Genomic DNA, 18,060 nt, shown 5'->3' with positions numbered 1-18,060 from the left:
GTCACTCCTCCCGCGGCGCGGCGGCACGCGGGCCGCTCTCGGCTCGGGTCTCGGCTCGGATCTCGGATGCGGCTTCCGGCACGGCCTCGGGCGCGGCCCGCCGGACTCCCGCCGGCGGGCGGTCGGGCGTGGTCAGCCCGTCGCGGCAGAAGGTCGTGGACCAGCCGCCGTCGACGTTGATGGACTGCCCGGTCACGTAGTCGGAGTCCGCGCTGCACAGCCACAGGGCGACGTCCACGAGCTGCCCGAGTTCCTCGCGGACGCCGAGCGGCGACTCCTCGTCGAGGAGCTTCCACAGGGTGTCGGCCCAGCTGAAGGAGCGCAGCGAGACGCTGGGGATGAGGTTCGGGCGGACGCTGTTGGCCTGGAAGCGCGGCGCCCACTCCAGCGCCAGCGACCTGACCACGGCCTCGCTCGCCGCCTTTGCAGCGCCGATCGCCCCGTACCCGGCGATGCCCATCCCCGCGCCGAGGCTGGAGACGTAGAGGAACTTGCCGCGGCCGGGGAAGAGCGGTCCGAAGTGCCGCGCCAGCGAGATCAGCGCGTACGTGTTGACCCGCATGGCCTGCTCGAACTCCGGCCACGTGGTCGCCTCGATCGACCGCTCGAAACCGCTGGCCGCGTTGTGCACGACGATGTCGACGCGGCCGAACTGCCGCTCCACCAGCGCCGCCAGCTCCCGTACGTTCGCCTCCTCGCCGATGTCGGTCGCCACGTACACCGCCTCGGCGCCCGTCTCGCGGAGCTCGGCCGCCAGCCGCTTCCCGTCCACCGGACTGCGGCGGGAGTTGAGCACGAGCGAGGCGCCCTCGGCGGCGAGCGCGCGGCTGAGGGCGCGGCCGTAGCCGCGGCTGCTGCCGGTGACGAGTGCGACCTGGCCCTCGAAGCGGCGCCGCCGCGCTCCGGGCTCCGCCCCGGCCTGCGGGTCGGGCGCCACTAGTTGCCCGCCGCGCTGACGCGCTCGCTGTTCAGGCGCTCCAGCATGTACGAGGACGCCTTGCGGATCGTGCGGTAGTCGCGGATGGCGAAGTCGTCCTCCAGCGTCAGCCCGTACCGCTCCCGCAGCGCGCCCAGCGCCTCGACCTGCTTCACGGAGTCGATGGCGAGGTCCGCCTCCAGGTCCGCGTCGTCGTCGAGGACCTCGGCCGGATAGCCGGTGGCCTCCTCCAGCAGCGCGACGAGCGCGTCCCGCACCTCCTCGTACGTCCACGGCTCGGCGCGCAGCGCGGGCGTCTGTACGGAGTCGAGCGCGGGGTCGAAGACCTCGAAGCGGCTGGTGGCGGTGTCAGCGCCGTTGCCGTTGCTGGTGCCGTTGGCGTTGTTGGTGCCGTTGCCGTTGGCTTCGGGAGCGGGCGCGGGAGCCGGCTGGGCGGGAGCCGGCTGGGCGGGAGCCGGCTGGGCGGGCGTTTCCGCAGGCGGGGCCGCCTGGACCGGTGCGGGATCGCGTACGGCGTCGACGCTCGCGGTGTGGAGGCCGGCCGGGCCGTGGGCGCCGGTCGTCACGTCCTGGACGCCCTGTCCTGCCGAGAGTTCCCACAGGGCCTTGAGCACCCGGCCCCAGGTGGGGCCGCGGGTCACGAACGACTCCAGAAAGGCCGGTTCGAGCCCTGCCACGAAGGCGTCGCCGAAGAGAACCTTGAGCGAGAGCGCGACCGCCGGGTCCGAGGCGTCCCGTCCAGCGGGAGCGGTGCCGTTGTCCGTCGTCATCCGGATTCTCCTTGCATCGGGCACGCGTACGGAGGACCGGCGCGGGCTCCGCACCGGCAGGCTCATCGTGGTCGGAGCCCACCCAGGAAAATCCAAAGAGAATCCAAGGCGCCCGCGGACGGCGGCGGCCGTCAGCGGGCGGTGAGGTGTTCAGGAGTTGCTACGCGGGTCTGCTCAGGCGCGCCCCGGCGCCCGGTAGTCCCAGCCCGCCGCGCGCCAGCGTGCGGCGTCCAGGGTGTTGCGGCCGTCGACGATCCGCCGCCGGGCCACCGCCTCGCCGAGCCCGTACGGGTCGATGCCCTGGAATTCCGGCCACTCGGTGAGGTGCAGCAGCACATCGCCCCCGGCCGCCGCCTCGGTGACCGACTCGGCGAAGGTCAGCGCGGGAAACGCCTTGCGCGCGTTGTCCATGGCCTTCGGGTCGTACACGGTGACCTCGGCCCCGAGCTGCTGGATCCGGTCGGCCACGGCGAGCGCCGGCGAGTCGCGGATGTCGTCCGAGTCGGGCTTGAACGCGGCGCCGAGCACCGCGACCCGCCGCCCGGGGAAGGCGCCCCCGAGCTCCCGGGCCAGGTCGACGACCGCCGTACGCCGCCGCTCATTGACCTCGTCCACCTCGCGCAGGAACCCCACGGCCCGGCCAGCGCCCAGCTCGTCGGCCCGCGCCATGAACGCGCGGATGTCCTTGGGCAGGCAGCCCCCGCCGAAGCCGACGCCGGAGCGCAGGAAGCGGGAGCCGATGCGGGAGTCGTAGGACAGCGCCTCGGCCAGCGGCAGGACGTCGGCGCCCGCCGCCTCGCACACCTCGGCCATGGCGTTGATGAAGGAGATCTTCGTGGCCAGGAAGGAGTTCGCCGCGACCTTGACCAGCTCGGCCGTTGCCGGGTCGGCGACCACCAGGGGCACAGGAGCCGCGCCGTCGGCCGGTGCCAGCAGCGGCGCGTACACCTCGCGCAGCAGCCGCTCGGCGCGCTCGGAGGCGACCCCGAAGACCAGCCGGTCGGGGCGCAGCGTGTCCTGCACGGCGAAGCCCTCGCGGAGGAACTCCGGGTTCCACGCGACCTCCGCCTCCCGCCCCGCGGGGGCCAGTTCGGCGATCCGCGAGCCCAGCCGCTCGGCCGTGCCGACCGGCACGGTGGACTTGCCCACCAGGAGGCAGGGGCGCGTCAGATGCGGGCCGAGCCCGTCCACGACCGCCTCCACGTAGCGCAGGTCGGCGCCGGGTCCGTCGGGGCGCTGCGGGGTTCCCACGCACGAGAAGTGCACGTCGGCGAAGGCGGCCACCTCTTCGTACGAGGTGGTGAACCGCAGCCGTCCCGAGGCCAGTTGGCCGCGCAGGAGCGGTTCGAGGCCCGGCTCGTAGAAGGGGAGGTGGCCCGCGGACAGGGCCTCGATCTTCTCGGGGTCCACGTCCATGCCCAGGGTCTCGAATCCGAGTGCCGCCATGCAGACCGCGTGGGTGGCGCCCAGATAGCCGGTGCCGATCACGGTGACGGCTTTGGTGTTCACAGTTTTCCCCCGTTTTTCCTTGAGCTCGGTGTTCTTTGAAGTCGGTGGCGGTCACGCGGAGCTCGGTGGCGGTCACGCGGCGGCCTGTTCCTCCTGCGGCCGTGGCTCCCGTGGCTTCCCCTCCTGGGCCCGCCCGCGCAGTCCGTCGGCGCTGAGCAGGGCCAGGGCGATCCAGATCAGGGCGAATCCGCCCCACCGCGAGGCGGGCATCGCCTCGTGGAACAGCAGGACCCCGATGAGCAGTTGCAGCACCGGGGTCAGATATTGCAGCAGTCCGATCGTGGTGAGCGGGATGCGCCGGGCCGACGCCGCGAACAGCAGCAGCGGACTGGCGACCGTCACCCCGCCCGCGGCGAGCAGCACGGCGTGCACGGGCCCGTCGACGGTGAACGTGCCGCGCCCGGTGGCCGCATAGACGACGAGCCCGCCCGCGGCCACCGGGGCGAGGGTGAGCGCCTCCGCCGTGAGCCCGACGATCGCCCCGACGCCGGCGCCCACCCGCTTCTTGATCAGTCCGTACGAGGCGAAGGAGCCGGCGAGGACCAGCGCGATCCACGGCGGCCGCCCGTAGTCGACGGTGAGGACGAGCACGGCCAGCACGCCCATGGAGACGGCGACCCATTGCAGGGGCCGCAGCCGCTCGCGCAGGACCAGCACCGCGAGCGCCACGGTGAGCAGCGGGTTGATGAAGTACCCGAGCGAAGCCTCGATCACATGGCCGGAGTTCACCGCGTACACGTACGTGCCCGAGTTGACCGCGAGGAAGCCGGCCGCGGCCGCCAGGCCCGCCATCCGCCGACGCTCGCCGACCACGGCGCGCAGTTGGCGGAGTGCGCCGGTGAGCGCCACCACCAGCAGGCAGACCGGCAGGGTCCACAGGAGGCGGTGCAGCAGGATCTCCAGCGCGCTGGAGCCCTCCAGGAGCCGGAAGTACAGCGGGAACAGGCCCCACAGTACGTAGGCGCCGATGCCGTAGAGGACCCCTTGCCGGGTGGCGTTCATTACGGGATCCGCCCCACCTGCGACGGCCGGCCCGCTCCCGGTCGGAAGCGGCGTATCCGCCGGCAGCCCTCCTCGATCGCCGCGTCCTCCTTGGCGAAGCAGAAGCGCAGCAGGCCCTCGCCCGCCGCGCCCTGGTAGAAGGCGCTCCCCGGCACGGCGGCCACTCCTCCCTCCTCCAGCAGCGCCATCGCCGCCGCGCGTGCGCTGCCGTACCCCCAGCCGGAGACGTCGGCGAGCACGTAGTAGGCACCGTCCGGTATGACGGGCGACATGCCCGCCGCGTCCAGGGCCCCGCACAACCGGTCGCGCTTGCGCTGGTATGCGGAGGCGAGCCCGGCGAAGTACGAGGGCGGCAGCGCGAATCCGGCGAGCACACCGCGCTGCAAGGGGTTCGGAGCGCACACGTAGTACAGGTCGTTGACCAGCGCGATCGCCCGGGCCAGCGGCTCGGGTGCCACCGCGTACCCGAGCCGCCAGCCGGTGATGCTGAAGGTCTTGGACAGGCCCATGATGGTCACCGCGCGGTGCCGCAGGTCCCCGACCGTGGCGGGCGAGAGGTGCGGGCGCCCGTCGTAGCGGATGTACTCGTAGATCTCGTCGCTGATCACCAGCAGATCCCGCTCGTGCGCGACCCGCGCGACCGCCTCCAGCTCCGCGCGGCCGAACATCTTGCCGCTCGGATTGGCCGGCGAACACACCACGACCGCGCGGGTGTTGGGCCGCAGCGCCGCGCGCAGCGCCTGCTCGGTGAGCGTGAACTCCGGGGGCGCGAGGGTCAGGAACTGCGGCTCCAACCCGGCGATGACCGCCCCGTTCACGTGGTAGCCGTAGTACGGCTCCATGATCAGGATGCCGTCGCCCGGGTTGAGCAGCCCGTTGACCGCCGCGGCGTACGCGCCGGTCGCGCCCACCGTGACCACGACCTCGCCCTCGGGGTCCGCCCGCAGGCCATTGTCCCGGGCCACCTTCTCGGCGATCGCGCGGCGCAGCGCGAGGTGCCCCTCGGGATAGGTGTAGATGCTCTCGTTCGCGTCGATCGCCGCCTTGGCCGCCTCGGCGACGGCCGGCGGGGTCGGCAGATCGCAGAGCCCCTGCCCGAGGTTGACCGCCCCGGCCCGGTCGCTCTCCTTGCTCATCCGCCGGATGTCGGACTGGGCGAGGCCGCGGAGGCGGTCGGCTATGAAGTGGGAGGCGGGCGCGGTCAGCGTGGGGCCGATCGGGGCGGCCGTCATCGTGCGGCCCCCTGCCACGCTGCGAACGGCTGCGCCTCGCCGTCCGTGACCTGCGGCGCCGCGCCGTTCGCTGCCCGCCCCGCCCCGCCGTTCGCCGCGCGCCGCGCGTCGGCCATGGCCAGCCGGGCGGAGAAGTCCGCGATCGTACGGCGCAGCCCCTCCTCCAGGTCGACCTTGGGCTCCCAGCCGAGCAGCGCGCCCACGCGCGAGATGTCGGGGCGGCGGCGGGTGGGGTCGTCCTCGGGAAGCGGCCGGAATGCGATCCCGGAGGGCGAGTTGGCGATGCGCTGGATGTCCCTCGCGATCTGCCCGACGGTCGTCTCGCGCGGATTGCCGAGATTCACCGGCTCGGGTCCTGTCTCGGACTCCATGAAGCGGACGATGGCCTCGACGAGATCGTCGACATAGCACAGGGAACGCGTCTGGCTCCCGTCGCCGTAGAGGGTGAGGGGTTCGCCGCGGAGTGCCTGCACGGTGAAATTGGAGACCACCCTGCCGTCGTTCTCGTGCATCCGCGGCCCGTACGTGTTGAAGATCCGACCCAGCCGCACCTGCACGCCGTACTGCCGCGCGAAACTCACCGAGAGCGCCTCGGCGCAGCGCTTCCCCTCGTCGTAACAGGCCCTCGGGCCAATGGGGTTGACGTGCCCCCAGTAGTTCTCCTCCTGGGGGTGCACCTCGGGGTCCCCGTACACCTCGGAGGTGGAGGAGACGAAGAGCCGGGCGCCTGTTTCGCGGGCCAGCTCCAGGGTGTTAAGTGTGCCCTGCACGCAGGTGCGGATGGTGCGTACGGGATTGCGCTGGTAGTGCACGGGCGAGGCCGGGCAGGCGAGGTGGTAGATCCGGTCCACCTCGATGTGGAACGGCTCGGCGACGTCGTGCCGCTCGAATTCGAAGTGGACGTTGCCGAGCAGATGGCCGATGTTGCGGCGGCGCCCGGTGAACAGGTTGTCCATGCAGACGACTTCATGGCCGTCATCGAGTAACCGCTCGCAGAGATGCGACCCGATGAATCCGGCGCCACCCGTGACAAGAATGCGCTGACGCATGGGCGGATTGCCTTTCTGGTAAGTCAAGCGACAGAGGTTTCCGAGGCGCCGCGGCAGCGGCTAGCGCATCGAGAGGCCGCCGTTGCAGTCGACGGTCTCTCCGGTGACGAAGGTGTTCCCGACGAGATACGCGACCGTGTGCGCGACATCGGCCACCGTTCCCGCGCGTTGGAGCGGGGTGTTCTGGATGAACTGCCGCATCTTCGCCTCGGGTGTCACGCGCTCGTGGAATCGCGTGTCGATGATTCCGGGCGCCACCGCGTTGACGCGGATGTCCGGGGCGAGTTCATTGGCCGCGCCCCGGGTGAAGGCGTCCAGCGCCGCCTTGGACGCGCCGTACGCGGTCGCGCTCGGCGCCCCGTGACGCATGGCGATCGAGGTCACGTTCACCACGCACGGACGGGTGCCGCGCCGCAGGAGCCCGGTGCACAGGCTGGTCATCCGCATCGCCGAGAAGGTGTTCAGCGCGAACGTCGCCGCCAGGTGCTCCCAGGTCAGCTCGTCCACCGCCTGCCGCTCCAGCATTCCGCCCGCGTTGTTCACGAGGACGTCCAGCGATTCGGTGCGCTTGCCGATCTCCTCGGACAGCGCCACGCAGCCCGCGTCCGTGGTCAGATCCGCCTCGACCACATCGGTGTCCTCGCTGATCCGCGCCAGCTCCTCCTGCAGGGCGAGGGCTCCGGCCTTCGAGGTGCGGTACTGCAGAATGAGCCTGTTCCCGGGGGCGAGCCGCCGGGCCGTCTCCGCGCCGATGCCCATTCCGGCACCGGTGATCACAATGGTCTGCCCTGGCATGCGCTCACTCCCCCTCGTCCGGACCCGGGCCGAACCTGTGCGCAAGCACCTCGGGCACCTGCATATCGGCCGCGTGCTTGGTCGCGCGGGCGGTCAGCGATTCCGGCTTCCGCGCCCAGTCGGGCTCCGTCTCCCAGCAGGTACGTGTCGCGCCCGCGAGAATCTCAGGGATCTCCTCGGCCGCCATGTTTCCGGCCATCCGGGAGTGCTCCAGAGCCAGCGCCAGTTCCTTCTTCGCGTTCACCGCGCACATCGTCCACTTGGGCAACACGGTCATCGTGGCCCCTGAACGCACGCCGAAGACGCCGATGTTCCGGCGCATCCGCGAGTCCGAGACCGTGTTGATGGCGACCTTGAGATAGGTCCCGAGGATCTCGGACCTGCTCAGCTCCGGATAGAAGTCCCGCAGCCTGTTCACCGTGCGCTCGGCCCGCTCCCGCATCTCCGGGTGGCCCTCGGCGAGATACCGCGCGTATTCGGCCGGGAATGCGCAGGAGGCCGGGTCCATGACGAGGTTCATCATGTGCGCGGCCGGCGGGTGGTAGATCATCGCCACGTGCTCGTTGAGCGGGCTGAGCATGCCCCCGTAGGAGTCCTCCAGCTTGAGGCAGGTGAAGTTCTTGTCCGTGCCCTCGGGGAGGTCCACATAGAGGATTTCCCGCAGGGCCATGAACAGCTTCGGGAACTCGATACCCGGGTTGAGCCGCTTCGCCATGCCGAACGCCGCCGTGGCGGAGCAGAGGCTGACCTGGTCCACCACCAGGGTGTGCCCGGTGCCGTCGGCCGCCGTGTAGGAGACCTCGTACCGTCCGTCCGCGCGGCGGTTCACCGCATCCACAGTGCTGCCCTCGCGGAAATCCACCCCGCACTGCCGGAGTTCCCACTCCAGCACCGTGGAGACGAGCACCGGATTCATGCCGCGCTGCGGGGTCAGGAATCCGGCGGCCACGTCGTGGACGCCCTTCACGTCAGGAATCTCGCGGCAGATGTCCGCGGGCTCTCCGAATACGGCGTTCGCCGGGTCCTCTTCGCACCGCTGGGCGTAGTGCGCGCGGATGACGTCCATGTTGGCGCGGCACTGGCCGACGATGTCGTGGCCGTCGTCCATCATGCTCTGCGAGGCGATGATGCGGCTGTAGGTCTTGCCGCCGTAGATCACCTCGGGGAAGAAGCGCTCGTTCTCGATGCGCCCGTCCAGGCAGTCCCGCGCGCTCTGCGGGTCGAAGGGATACTCGGCCCCGCTGTGGTTCTCACTCACGATGTTGCTGGTCTGCGTGCACACCGGGTAGGTGTCGGCGGAGAGCGACTGCTGCTTCTCCAGCACGATGACCTCGTACCCCGCGCGGCTGCGCGTGATGGCGGCGAGGCATCCGGCGACGCCGGCGCCGATCACCACATGGACTTCCCTGCGCTTCATTTGGCACCCTCCCCGTTCACGGCAGCTTTCCCGTTTCCGGCGGTTGTTCCGTTCGCACTGGTCGTCGCGTATTTCGCGTGTACGCGCTTGAGCGCGGCGGCGACGCCGTTGATGTCGTCCTCCGTGTGGTTGGCGGCGATGCACAGCCGCAGTTGCGCGGACTTGCGGCGCACGATGGGGAAGAAGACGACGGAGGCGTAGTAGCCGGCGTCGAGGAGTTCCTCGCCGGCCCGCAGCGCGCTCTCCTCGTCCCCGATCGGCACCATGCGAATGGGGCTGAACGGAAGCGACTGCCCCATGAGTTCGTCGAAGAGACCCACCCGCTCGCGCAAGGTCCGCTGCAAGGGGGAGATCGCTCCTTCGTGATGCAGCTCCACCACGGCGCGGCAGGCGTACACGGCCTGGAAGGTCTGCGCCGCGGAGAACGCGTACACCTGCCCGTAGGAACGGATCAGTTGCTCCCGCCATTCGCCCTGCACGAGCAGCCCGCCGCCGTACGCGCCGAATCCCTTGGACAGCGAATAGGTCAGGATGACGCGGTCGGGAACGGCGCCCTCGACCTGGCTGAGGAACTGCCCCTCGCCCCGCTCCCCGAAAATCCCCAGCCCGTGCGCGTCGTCCACATAGAGGAAGAAGTCCAATTCCTCGGCCATGTCCAGGAGTTCACGCGCCGGGCACAGGCCGCCCATCGAGTAGATGCCGTCGGCCACGTAGACGGGGATCTCTCCTCGCTTCTGCGCGGCCGTGACCTGCTGCCTCAGCTCGTCGAGCGCGTTGTGGCGCACCGTCTCCACGGTCGCCTCGGCGGCCAGCACCGGCTTGAGGTACTGCATGGACGAGTGCGCGAACTGGTCGAAGATCAGGCAGGTCTTGCGCGTCTCGCCCTCCTCGAAGAGCACGCCGCTCGCGAGGAGCGGCATGAGCGAGATGTGCGCGGTGGTGGTCGAGGGGAAGGTGATGGCGCGGCCCCCGTAAAGGGCGGACAGCTCCTCCTCCAGCAGCCGTTGCGGCTCGATGGAGAAGCGTGAGCGGGCGCAGCAGAAGTTCATGCCCCACTCCTCTTCCACCGACTTCGACGCCGCGATCACGCGCGGGTGCAGATCGAGCCCGAGATAGGAGCAGTTGACGAACTCGACCACGTCGCGCCCGTCGGGAAGAAAGACGCTCTTCCCTTTGCGCCCTGTGATGCTCACCTGCATCAGATCGCTGCCGATGGCGCGCGCGTACTGGGCGGATGATTCCTTGATGACGAAGGGCGTGTTCCTGAGCCGGGTGGACCCGGGTGTTGATGCCATGGAATGAGACCTCGAGAATGGGTCGGATACCGCTGGACATGGCTGACTTACGGCGCGTGCGCATGCGTTCGCGCACGTGCTTTCGTGTGCGCGTGCGCCGTGAATGCGGGGCGCGGAGGGTCAGTCCGCGTCAGCCCCGTAACCATGAGGAAGGAGTCGCAGGAAAACGGCACTGCCGACCCCGTAAGAGCATGCATGCATGCGTGAAGATGGCGTCATATGCGCGTTCCCCCGTGAACGCCAGAAAGTACACCGCACTGTTAGGCGGTTGAAGTGACAACTTAACCCGGCCGAATCCGCCGGAGCAATGACCGCAGAAAATATGGCCAGTTCGCCTTCCGACAGGCCGCACTGGCACCTTGCGCATCTCGCGTCCGGTCCGGACGTCAGGACATCTTCCCCCGCGAGAAATACCGCACAGCGTACGGTTTGAATGAGGCAGGACAATCCGCGCTCCCGCCAACAGCGCGTATTCAGCGAGCGGGCGGAGACCCCCGTTTCTCCACCCCTTCGATCACGCCGGCGAACGCGCAGGACCACACGGCGCATTCAGGCCAGGATCGGCAGCCCTGACCCGGATCAGCGGTCCACGGCTCAGAACATCCGCGGCTGCCCACTCGACGCGCTGAGCCCACCGTCGACCGGGATGTGGGCGCCGTTGACGAAGCTGGCGTCGGCGCTGGCCAGGAAGGCGATGACGGCGGCGACTTCGGACGGTTCGGCCGGGCGGCCCATAGGCAGGCGCTGCCGGAAGGCGGCCACGGCGTCCTCGTTCTCCAGCAGGGGCGCGGCAGTGGGCGTGCGGGTCAGGCTGGGGTGCACGGCGTTGACCCGTACGCCCTCGTGGCCGTGGTCCAGGGCCATGGCGTTGGTGAGGTTGACCAGCGCGCCCTTGGCGGCGTTGTAGGCGGCGAGGCCCCAGTCGGCGCCCAGGCCCGACACCGAGCCGACGTTGACGATGGAGCCGCCGACGCGGCGCAGGTGCGGGAGCGCGGCCCGGGAGGCGAAGAAGGGGCCGTCGATGTCGACCTCCATGATCTGGTGCCACGTCGCGGTGTCCATGTGCTCGACGGTCCCGGGAGCGGCGATGCCCGCGTTGTTGACCAGCACGTCCAGCCGGCCGTGCTCCTCGGCCACGTCCGCGATCAGCGCGCTGACCGCAGCCTCGTCGGACACGCTGAGGGCGCGCGTCACGACGACGGCGCCGTCGGGCGCGCCCTTCGCCGTCTCCTGCAGCTTGTCCTCACTGCGCCCGACGGCGACGACGGTGGCGCCTTCACCGGCGAAGCGGTGCACGGTGGCGGCGCCGATGCCCGACCCTCCGCCGGTGACCACGACGACCTTCCCGGCGAACCGGTTCTCCTCCACGACGGCACTCCTCATTCCTGGATTCCTGGGCGGTGTTCGCGCAGCGGTGTTCGCACAAGGGCCGCACACGCGCCACTGCCTCATGAGCCTCGGGAGCCTCGGGAGAGGGCGCGCACGCGAACGCACGCCAGCATGCCGCCCCGCGCCCGCCGCGCCTAGATCATCCTCCGGCCACAAACCGGCGTACGGGCGGGGCAGTTGAAGCGAAGGGAAGCAACCCGGTCAGAGGGGGCGGCGGCCCCGTACCGGGCTGGCGGACTCCAGGTCGCGGCCGAGATCGAGCAGCGCATCCTCGTCGTACCAGCGCGCCACCACCTGCACCCCGATGGGCAGCCCCGCACCGCTGCTCCCGAACGGCACCGACAGCGCGGGCAGCCCCGTGAGGTTGAAGGGCACGGTGGCGCGCATGATCCCCCGCGCCGGCACCGTCACGCCGTCGACCTCGTACGAGCTCAGGCCGTGCGGCGGCGCGGGGACCGGGCACACGGCACACAGCAGCGCGTCGTACCGCTCGAAGAATCCGGCGAACACCTCGGTCAGATCCTCGACTCGGCGCTGCGCCGCCAGATAGTCGCCCAGGGAGACGTCCGCGCCCGTGCCGCCGCCGCGCAGGGCACGCCGGGCAACGGGATGCAGCGTCACCTCCCCGCCCCCGCCCGCACGCTCGAGCGCCCGCCGGAGGTACGGCACGACCTCGGCCCCGTACAGGACCGCGCTGACCACGGTGCCGTCACAGGCGTCGAGGGCCGGCAGGCGCACGGGCTCCACCGCGTGTCCGGCCGCGCCCAGCGCCGCGGCCGCCGCCGCGACGGTCGCGCCCACCTCGGGATCGACCGGCCCGAACTCCGGCGCGGTGAGCCACCCGACCCGCCTCGTACGGTCGCCGCGTACGCCACCGTGGCGCGCCGGCCCGGTCGGCGCCTGTGCCGCGTAACCATCGCTGCCATCGGGCCCCGCCAGCACCGACAGCGCCGTGGCGATGTCCCGCACGCTGCGCGCCAGCGGGCCGACGTGCCAGTAGCGGCGCGGCACCTCGGGCCAGTGTCCTGTGGCCGGAATGCGGCCGCGGGTGGCCTTGAGGCCGAGGACGCCGGTGTCGTGCGCGGGACCGCGTACTGAGATCGCGATGTCGCTGCCGAGGCCCAGCGGGGACATGCCGGAGGCAACGGCGGCCGACTCGCCTCCGCTGGAACCGCCGGGCGTGCGGGCGGGGTCGTACGGATTCAGCGTGCGCCCCGTGACCAGGTTGTCGGTCTCGGTCCAGTAGGAGAACTCCGGAAGGTTGGTCTTGGCCAGCAGGATCGCCCCCGCCGCCCGGAGCCGTGCGACCGCGGTGGCGTCGGCCCGCGGAACGTGCCCCGCGAAGACCCGCGACCCGCGCTGCGTCACCACGCCTTCGGTGTCCAGCGAGTCCTTCGCGGTGAAGGGCACGCCGTGCAGCGGGCCCCACACCTCGCCGCGGGCCAGCGCGGCGTCCGCGGCGGCCGCGGCCTTCACCGCCTGCTCGTCCAGCAGCGTGACCACCGCGTTGACGCCGGGGTCCACGGCCGCGATCCGGTCGAGATGGGCCCGCACGACCTCGGCCGAGGACACCTGCCGCGTACGGATCAGCTCCGCCAGCCCCGTCGCGTCGGCGAAGACGATCCCGTCCTGCTCCTCCAGCTTCGTCATGCGGAGAGCCTCGACTGCCGCATGCACCGCGGACCATGGCACGATTGCCGACTTTCGATGGGATCGTGCCATGGGGCGGGGGCGCGGGTGCCGATGGGCGGTGTCCGGATGCCCGGCGTCCGGATGCCCAGCCCCCGGACGCGTTACGGAGGCGAGCCCGCCCCCGCCCCGCTCGGCCTGCGCGGGTGCACGGTCATGGGAATGTCCTCGGCCGCCCACAGCACGAACCGTTCAATGGGCGTCACCTCATGCCCAGGAACCGGCCGGAGACGGAAGCGCTTGAGCAGTATGGCCAGGATGAGTTCGGTCTCGACCATGGCCAGCGCTGCGCCCTCGCAGCTCCGCGGACCGAGCCCGAAGGGGATGTAGGCCAGCCTCGGCCGCTTGGCCGCCTCCTCCGGCGCGAACCGCTCGGGCACGAACTCGGTCGGCTTCGGCCAGTAATCGGGGTTCATGTGGACGGCCCAGAACGGATAGAACACCGTCGTCCCCGCCGGGATCTCGTACTCCCCCAGCACCAGATCCTCCGTCGCCTCGCGCGCGCCATATGGCCCCGGCGGATAGAGCCGCATCGACTCCTTCACCACCATGTCGAGGTACGTGAGCTCGCGCAGGTCGGCGTAGTCGGGTGCCGGGCGGTCGCCGAGCACGCGGTCCAGCTCGTCGGCGACGCGCGCGGCCGCCTCCGGGTGCCGGCCCAGCAGATGCAGCGTCCAGGAGACGGCGACGCCGGTGGTGTGGTGCGCCGCGAGCAGCGTCATCATGACCGTGTCGCGGATGCGCGCGGGGCTCTCACCCGCCTCGACCAGCGCCCCGATCAGATCGCTCCGGTCCGTGCGGCTGCCGGTGCCGCGCCCGGCGATCACCTCGTCCACGGTCGCGCGCAGATAGGCCAGCGCTTCCTCGGCCCGCGCGGCCCGCTCCTCCGCCGTGCCGGGCACGGGCGCCTGGTAGAGCCGCCCGAGATACTCGGTGAGCACGTCCTCGAAGGCGGCGACGACACGCTCCGGGTCCGGCGCATCGCCGCCCAACGCGAACTGGCAGATCATGCGCAGCGTCAGCGCGGTGAGGTCCTTCTGCAACGCGACGGGCTCACCGCCCGAGGCCGGCCCGCCGGGCTCCCGCGCCTCGGCCCACCGGTCGGCGAGCGCCGTGGCCAGCTCCGTGAACCGCGCGAAGTGCCGCTCGTGCGCCGGGCGTCCGGCCAGCACCGACAACAGCACCCGCCGCCAGGGACCGTGTTCCTCCGCGTCGAGCACCTGCAGATTGTCCGCCTCGCACAACGGGGCCAGGAACTCGAAGAGCTGCTCCGGCCGCTTGTCGAGATGCGCCGTGGCCTCCAGCAGCACGGGATCGGACACGGAAACGGCCGTCTCGGCGCCGGGAAGCTGGAACCGTACGACGGGTCCGTACTCGGCGTGCAGGCGCAACTGATAGGTGTGCAGACCCCCTGCCGCCGTGACGGCGCCGACCCCGCCGTCCGCGCGGGGCTCAGGACCGGGAATGCGCATGACCGCACCTCTTCCTCAGCGACGGATGCTCACCGGGGCAGGGTAGGCAGCCGGGGCACGGTCAGTCCCGGTCCGGTGACGGCCCAATTCGGTCGCGGGTTCGCGCAGTTGCGCGCTCACGCGGTTGCGGCCTAATGCAGTTGCGAGCCGACATGGCCAGCCGAACCATGGGCTCCATGGACGCCATGGGCAGCGACTACGTCATCCGGGAAGTGCGGGCTGACGACTGGGCCGCGGTGAAGGAATTCGGCCTGCACGCGCTCAGGGATCCGCTCGCTCCGGTCGCCTTCTTCGATACGTACGAACAGGCCCGGACCCGTCCCGACCAGTTCTGGAAGGACCGCGCGGCGAGGAGCTCCGCGGGCGGGCCGGCCCGGCAGTTCGTCGCCCAGGGGCCGCGGGGCGACTGGATCGGCACGGTGACCGTGCTGGTGGAGGAGCCCGGGACGGAGGACTTCACCGGCCGGCGTATCGAGCAGCGCCAGGCGCACATCGTGGGCTTCTTCGTACGCGAGGAGTGCCGGGGCGGCACCGTGGCGCGCGCGTTGTTCGACGCCGCGCTCGACTGGGGCCTGGCGCAGCGCGACGTACGCCGTGTGCGGCTGTACGTGCACGAACGCAACGGCCGCGCCCAGGCCTTCTACCGCAAGGCGGGATTCGCGCGCACGGGCGCCGCGGGGGACGAGTACGAGATGCAGTACCGGCCGGCGGCCGCGTGAGCCTCACCCATTTCCTGGCCGCCGTGTTCGGCGGGAACGACGACCGGGTGCTCGTCGGCCGCACGAGCGAGGCGTCCTGGTGGCGCGTCGTCCAGGACCGGCTCGGGGTCGGTCCCGAGCGGATCGGCGAGATCCGTTCCTGGGCCGGTCCCGAGTCCCGAGCGGGCCCCGGCTCCCTCACTTCCGCCAGAACACGTGGTGCGTCACCCCGCTCGGGCTCGGCACGACCTCCAGGTGGAACCGATCGCGCAATTCGTCGGGGCTCGTCCACAGGCGCACCCCGGAGCCGAGCTTCACGGGAGCGACGACGACGTGCAGCGTGTCCACGAGGTCCGCGGCCAGGAATTCGCGCACGGTGGTGGCGCCGCCGCCGAGCCGTACGTCCTTGCCCCGCGCGGCCTCACGGGCCTGGTCGAGCACCGCGGCCGGTTCGCCGCCGACGAAGTGGAACGTGGTGTCGGAGAGCGTGAACGAGGGCCGCTCATGGTGCGTCAGCACGAACACCGGGGTGTGGAACGGGGGCTCCTCACCCCACCAGCCGCGCCACTCGTGGTCCTGCCAGGGCCCGCGCTGGGGCCCGAACTTGTTGCGCCCCATGATCTCGGCGCCGATGTTGTGCGTGAAGTCGCGCGTGAAGTAGTCGTCCAGGCCGCGGGTCCCGCCGGGGTCCGTGCGGTTGGGCCAGCTCGCCGTGGCGCCCGCCCACGACATCAGCGCGCCGGGATCGGCGTGCCCGAAGGGGCGCTCCAGGGTCTGGTCCTCCCCGGCCGCGTACCCGTCCTGCGAGACGGCGAAGTTCTGGACCTTCAGCAGCTGCGGCACGCTTCCTCCTGCGACGGCGGTGTACGGCGGTGTCGATGACGGTGAGGGGACTCGCCGCAGCGCGAAAACTCATCGCCCCGCTCCCTCGTGCCAAGGCGCCGCACACCCCTTGACCCCGCCCCTCATGCAACGTGCAATATTTCGCATGCCAGTTCCGCAGAGCCGCGGGCTCGTCTCCAGGTCGCTCCTCCGCGAGCAGGCGTATCAGGCGATACGGGACGCGATCGTCGAGGGCACCCTCGCCCCCGGCGAACGCCTCAACGACGCCGACCTCGTGGAATGGCTGGGCGTGAGCCGCACTCCGGTCCGCGAGGCGCTGACGCGCCTGGAGCACGCGGGCCTCGTCCAGACGAAGCCCGGCCGCCACACCCGCGTCAGCCCGCTGGACGTACGGGCCGTGCGCGACGCCCAGTCCGTCGCCACTTCCCTGCACGAACTGGCCGTACGCGAGGCGGTGCCCCACCTCTCGGCCGCCGAGCTCGACCGCATGCGGGAGGCCAACGCGCGCTTCGCCGAGGCCCTGCGCGCCGAGGACGCCGACGCGGCGCTGGCCGCCGACGACGACTTCCACGGCGTGGCCGTGACGGCGTGCGCGAACGAGGCGGTGCGCGCCGTGCTGGAGCAGTTCACGCCGCTGCTGCGCCGGCTGGAACGCGCGCGCTTCGCCTCGCTGAGCGGCCGCGCCTCGGTCGCCCAGCACGAACGGATCATCGCCCTGTGCGAGGCCGGGGACACCGAGGGGGCCGTGGCCGCCACCCGCGCCAACTGGCAGACCCTGCGCCCTCTCCTCGACACCGCACTCTCCCAGGACGCGTGACCGGCGCGCCGCATGACCAGCGCGTCGTGTGGCTCCAGGACGCGTGACCAGCAAGCCGTGTAGCCAGCCCCGTCCGACTCCGCCCAACGCCCCCACCCCGCAAGGAGCCCCGGTGTCCCTCAACGACTTCGCTCGCCACCCCCTCCTCTTCGGCCCGAGCCCCGTGCACCCGCTGGACCGGCTCAGCGACCACCTCGGCGGCGCCCGCGTGTGGGCCAAGCGCGAGGACTGCAACGCCGGCCTGGCCTACGGCGGCAACAAGACGCGCAAGCTGGAGTACCTGGTCCCCGAAGCCCTCGCGCAGCACGCCGACACCCTGGTCAGCATCGGCGGAGTGCAGTCCAACCACACGCGGCAGGTCGCCGCGGTCGCCGCGAAGCTGGGCCTCAAGGCCGTCCTCGTACAGGAGAGCTGGGTCGACTGGCCCGACGCGGTCAACGACAAGGTCGGCAACATCCTGCTGTCCCGGATCATGGGCGCCGAAGTGCGCCTGGTCCAGGCCGGTTTCGGCATCGGGACCAAGGACAGCTGGCACCACGCGCTGGAGGACGTCCGCGCGTCCGGCGGCACCCCGTACGCGATCCCCGCCGGCGCCTCCGACCACCGCCTCGGCGGCCTCGGCTTCGCGAACTGGGCGTACGAGGTCGAGCAGCAGGAACGCGAACTCGGCGTCTTCTTCGACACGATCGTGGTCTGCAGCGTCACGGGCAGTACCCAGGCGGGCATGATCGCCGGGTTCGCTGGGCAGGACAGGCCGCGCCGCGTGATCGGCGTCGACGCCTCCGCGAAGATCTCCGAGACCCGCGCCCAGGTGGAGAAGATCGCCCGCAACACCGCCGACCTCATCGGCCTGGAGCGCCCGTTGCGCGAGGACGAGATCACCGTGCTGGAGGGGTGGGCCGGTGAGCGCTACGGCATCCCCGTCGCGTCCACCGTCGACGCGATCCGCCTGCTCGGCGAGCTGGAGGGCATGATCATCGACCCGGTGTACGAGGGCAAGTCCATGGCCGGGCTCATCGACCTCGTACGGGACGGCGACATCCCGCGCGACGCGAACGTCCTCTACGCCCACCTCGGCGGCCAGCCCGCCCTCAACGCGTACAGCGGCATCATCCGCTGACGTGCCGCACGGCCGAGGCTCACACT

At 71.3% G+C, this 18,060-nt stretch carries 16 protein-coding genes; 3 read left to right on the top strand and 13 right to left on the bottom strand.

The genetic code is table 11. The features are described from left to right. Position 1: 1 nt before the first annotated feature. From ABEE00_RS05470 to ABEE00_RS05415, 12 genes are all read right to left on the bottom strand, one after another. Entirely contained in the window at positions 2-937 is a 936-nt protein-coding gene (locus ABEE00_RS05470; protein WP_345744097.1) for an SDR family NAD(P)-dependent oxidoreductase, read from the bottom strand. Further along, positions 937-1,707: an acyl carrier protein gene (locus ABEE00_RS05465; protein ID WP_345744096.1), complete on the bottom strand. Its 771-nt coding sequence runs from the start codon at positions 1,705-1,707 to the stop codon at positions 937-939. Before ABEE00_RS05465 ends, ABEE00_RS05470 begins: the two co-directional genes overlap by 1 nt. Positions 1,708-1,881: 174 nt before the next feature. Continuing rightward, positions 1,882-3,216, bottom strand: a complete 1,335-nt coding sequence (locus ABEE00_RS05460) for a UDP-glucose dehydrogenase family protein (protein WP_345744095.1) — start codon at positions 3,214-3,216, stop codon at positions 1,882-1,884. Positions 3,217-3,288: 72 nt separating this feature from the next. Then, positions 3,289-4,218, bottom strand: coding sequence for an EamA family transporter RarD (gene rarD, locus ABEE00_RS05455; protein WP_345744094.1), 930 nt, complete (start codon positions 4,216-4,218; stop codon positions 3,289-3,291). Further along, the gene (locus ABEE00_RS05450; RefSeq protein WP_345744093.1) at positions 4,218-5,450 is read right to left on the bottom strand and encodes a pyridoxal phosphate-dependent aminotransferase; all 1,233 of its coding nucleotides are present in this window, start codon (positions 5,448-5,450) and stop codon (positions 4,218-4,220) included. Before ABEE00_RS05450 ends, rarD begins: the two co-directional genes overlap by 1 nt. After that, positions 5,447-6,499 (bottom strand): UDP-glucuronic acid decarboxylase family protein, encoded by a 1,053-nt coding sequence (locus ABEE00_RS05445; protein ID WP_345744517.1) that lies wholly within the window; start codon positions 6,497-6,499, stop codon positions 5,447-5,449. Before ABEE00_RS05445 ends, ABEE00_RS05450 begins: the two co-directional genes overlap by 4 nt. Before the next feature lie 60 nt (positions 6,500-6,559). Further along, a complete protein-coding gene (locus tag ABEE00_RS05440; RefSeq protein WP_345744092.1) occupies positions 6,560-7,294 on the bottom strand; it encodes an SDR family NAD(P)-dependent oxidoreductase in 735 nt (244 codons plus the stop codon). A 4-nt stretch (positions 7,295-7,298) separates the two neighbouring features. After that, positions 7,299-8,711 carry an FAD-dependent oxidoreductase gene (locus ABEE00_RS05435; protein ID WP_345744091.1) on the bottom strand — a complete coding sequence of 471 codons (1,413 nt, stop codon included), beginning with the start codon at positions 8,709-8,711 and terminating at the stop codon, positions 7,299-7,301. After that, a complete protein-coding gene (locus ABEE00_RS05430) occupies positions 8,708-10,006 on the bottom strand; it encodes an aminotransferase class I/II-fold pyridoxal phosphate-dependent enzyme (protein ID WP_345744090.1) in 1,299 nt (432 codons plus the stop codon). Before ABEE00_RS05430 ends, ABEE00_RS05435 begins: the two co-directional genes overlap by 4 nt. Before the next feature lie 594 nt (positions 10,007-10,600). After that, positions 10,601-11,374, bottom strand: coding sequence for a meso-2,3-butanediol dehydrogenase (gene budC / locus ABEE00_RS05425; protein ID WP_345744089.1), 774 nt, complete (start codon positions 11,372-11,374; stop codon positions 10,601-10,603). 222 nt (positions 11,375-11,596) lie between these two features. Continuing rightward, the gene (locus ABEE00_RS05420; RefSeq protein WP_345744088.1) at positions 11,597-13,045 is read right to left on the bottom strand and encodes an amidase; all 1,449 of its coding nucleotides are present in this window, start codon (positions 13,043-13,045) and stop codon (positions 11,597-11,599) included. 143 nt (positions 13,046-13,188) lie between these two features. Then, positions 13,189-14,556 carry a cytochrome P450 gene (locus ABEE00_RS05415; protein WP_345744087.1) on the bottom strand — a complete coding sequence of 456 codons (1,368 nt, stop codon included), beginning with the start codon at positions 14,554-14,556 and terminating at the stop codon, positions 13,189-13,191. A 152-nt stretch (positions 14,557-14,708) separates the two neighbouring features. On the opposite strand from ABEE00_RS05415, the gene ABEE00_RS05410 reads away from it, so the two are divergent. Beyond that, positions 14,709-15,275 carry a GNAT family N-acetyltransferase gene (locus tag ABEE00_RS05410; protein ID WP_345744086.1) on the top strand — a complete coding sequence of 189 codons (567 nt, stop codon included), beginning with the start codon at positions 14,709-14,711 and terminating at the stop codon, positions 15,273-15,275. Positions 15,276-15,452: 177 nt separating this feature from the next. Here the strand turns inward: ABEE00_RS05410 and ABEE00_RS05405 are convergent, their stop codons facing one another. Beyond that, complete coding sequence (locus tag ABEE00_RS05405) at positions 15,453-16,097, bottom strand: dihydrofolate reductase family protein (RefSeq protein ID WP_345744085.1); 645 nt, start codon at positions 16,095-16,097, stop codon at positions 15,453-15,455. 145 nt (positions 16,098-16,242) lie between these two features. Here ABEE00_RS05405 and ABEE00_RS05400 point away from each other — a divergent pair, with 145 nt between their 5' ends. Both ABEE00_RS05400 and ABEE00_RS05395 read left to right on the top strand, forming a co-directional pair. Beyond that, the gene (locus ABEE00_RS05400; protein ID WP_345744084.1) at positions 16,243-16,914 is read left to right on the top strand and encodes a GntR family transcriptional regulator; all 672 of its coding nucleotides are present in this window, start codon (positions 16,243-16,245) and stop codon (positions 16,912-16,914) included. Positions 16,915-17,026: 112 nt separating this feature from the next. Beyond that, positions 17,027-18,034 carry a 1-aminocyclopropane-1-carboxylate deaminase gene (locus ABEE00_RS05395; protein WP_345744083.1) on the top strand — a complete coding sequence of 336 codons (1,008 nt, stop codon included), beginning with the start codon at positions 17,027-17,029 and terminating at the stop codon, positions 18,032-18,034. Positions 18,035-18,060 lie beyond the last annotated feature (26 nt).

Origin of the sequence: Streptomyces odontomachicola, assembly GCF_039605595.1 — a bacterium.
Lineage (GTDB): Bacteria > Actinomycetota > Actinomycetes > Streptomycetales > Streptomycetaceae > Streptomyces.
The sequence above is the reverse complement of the archived record's forward strand: the minus strand, read 5'-3'. Positions and strand labels throughout refer to the sequence as shown.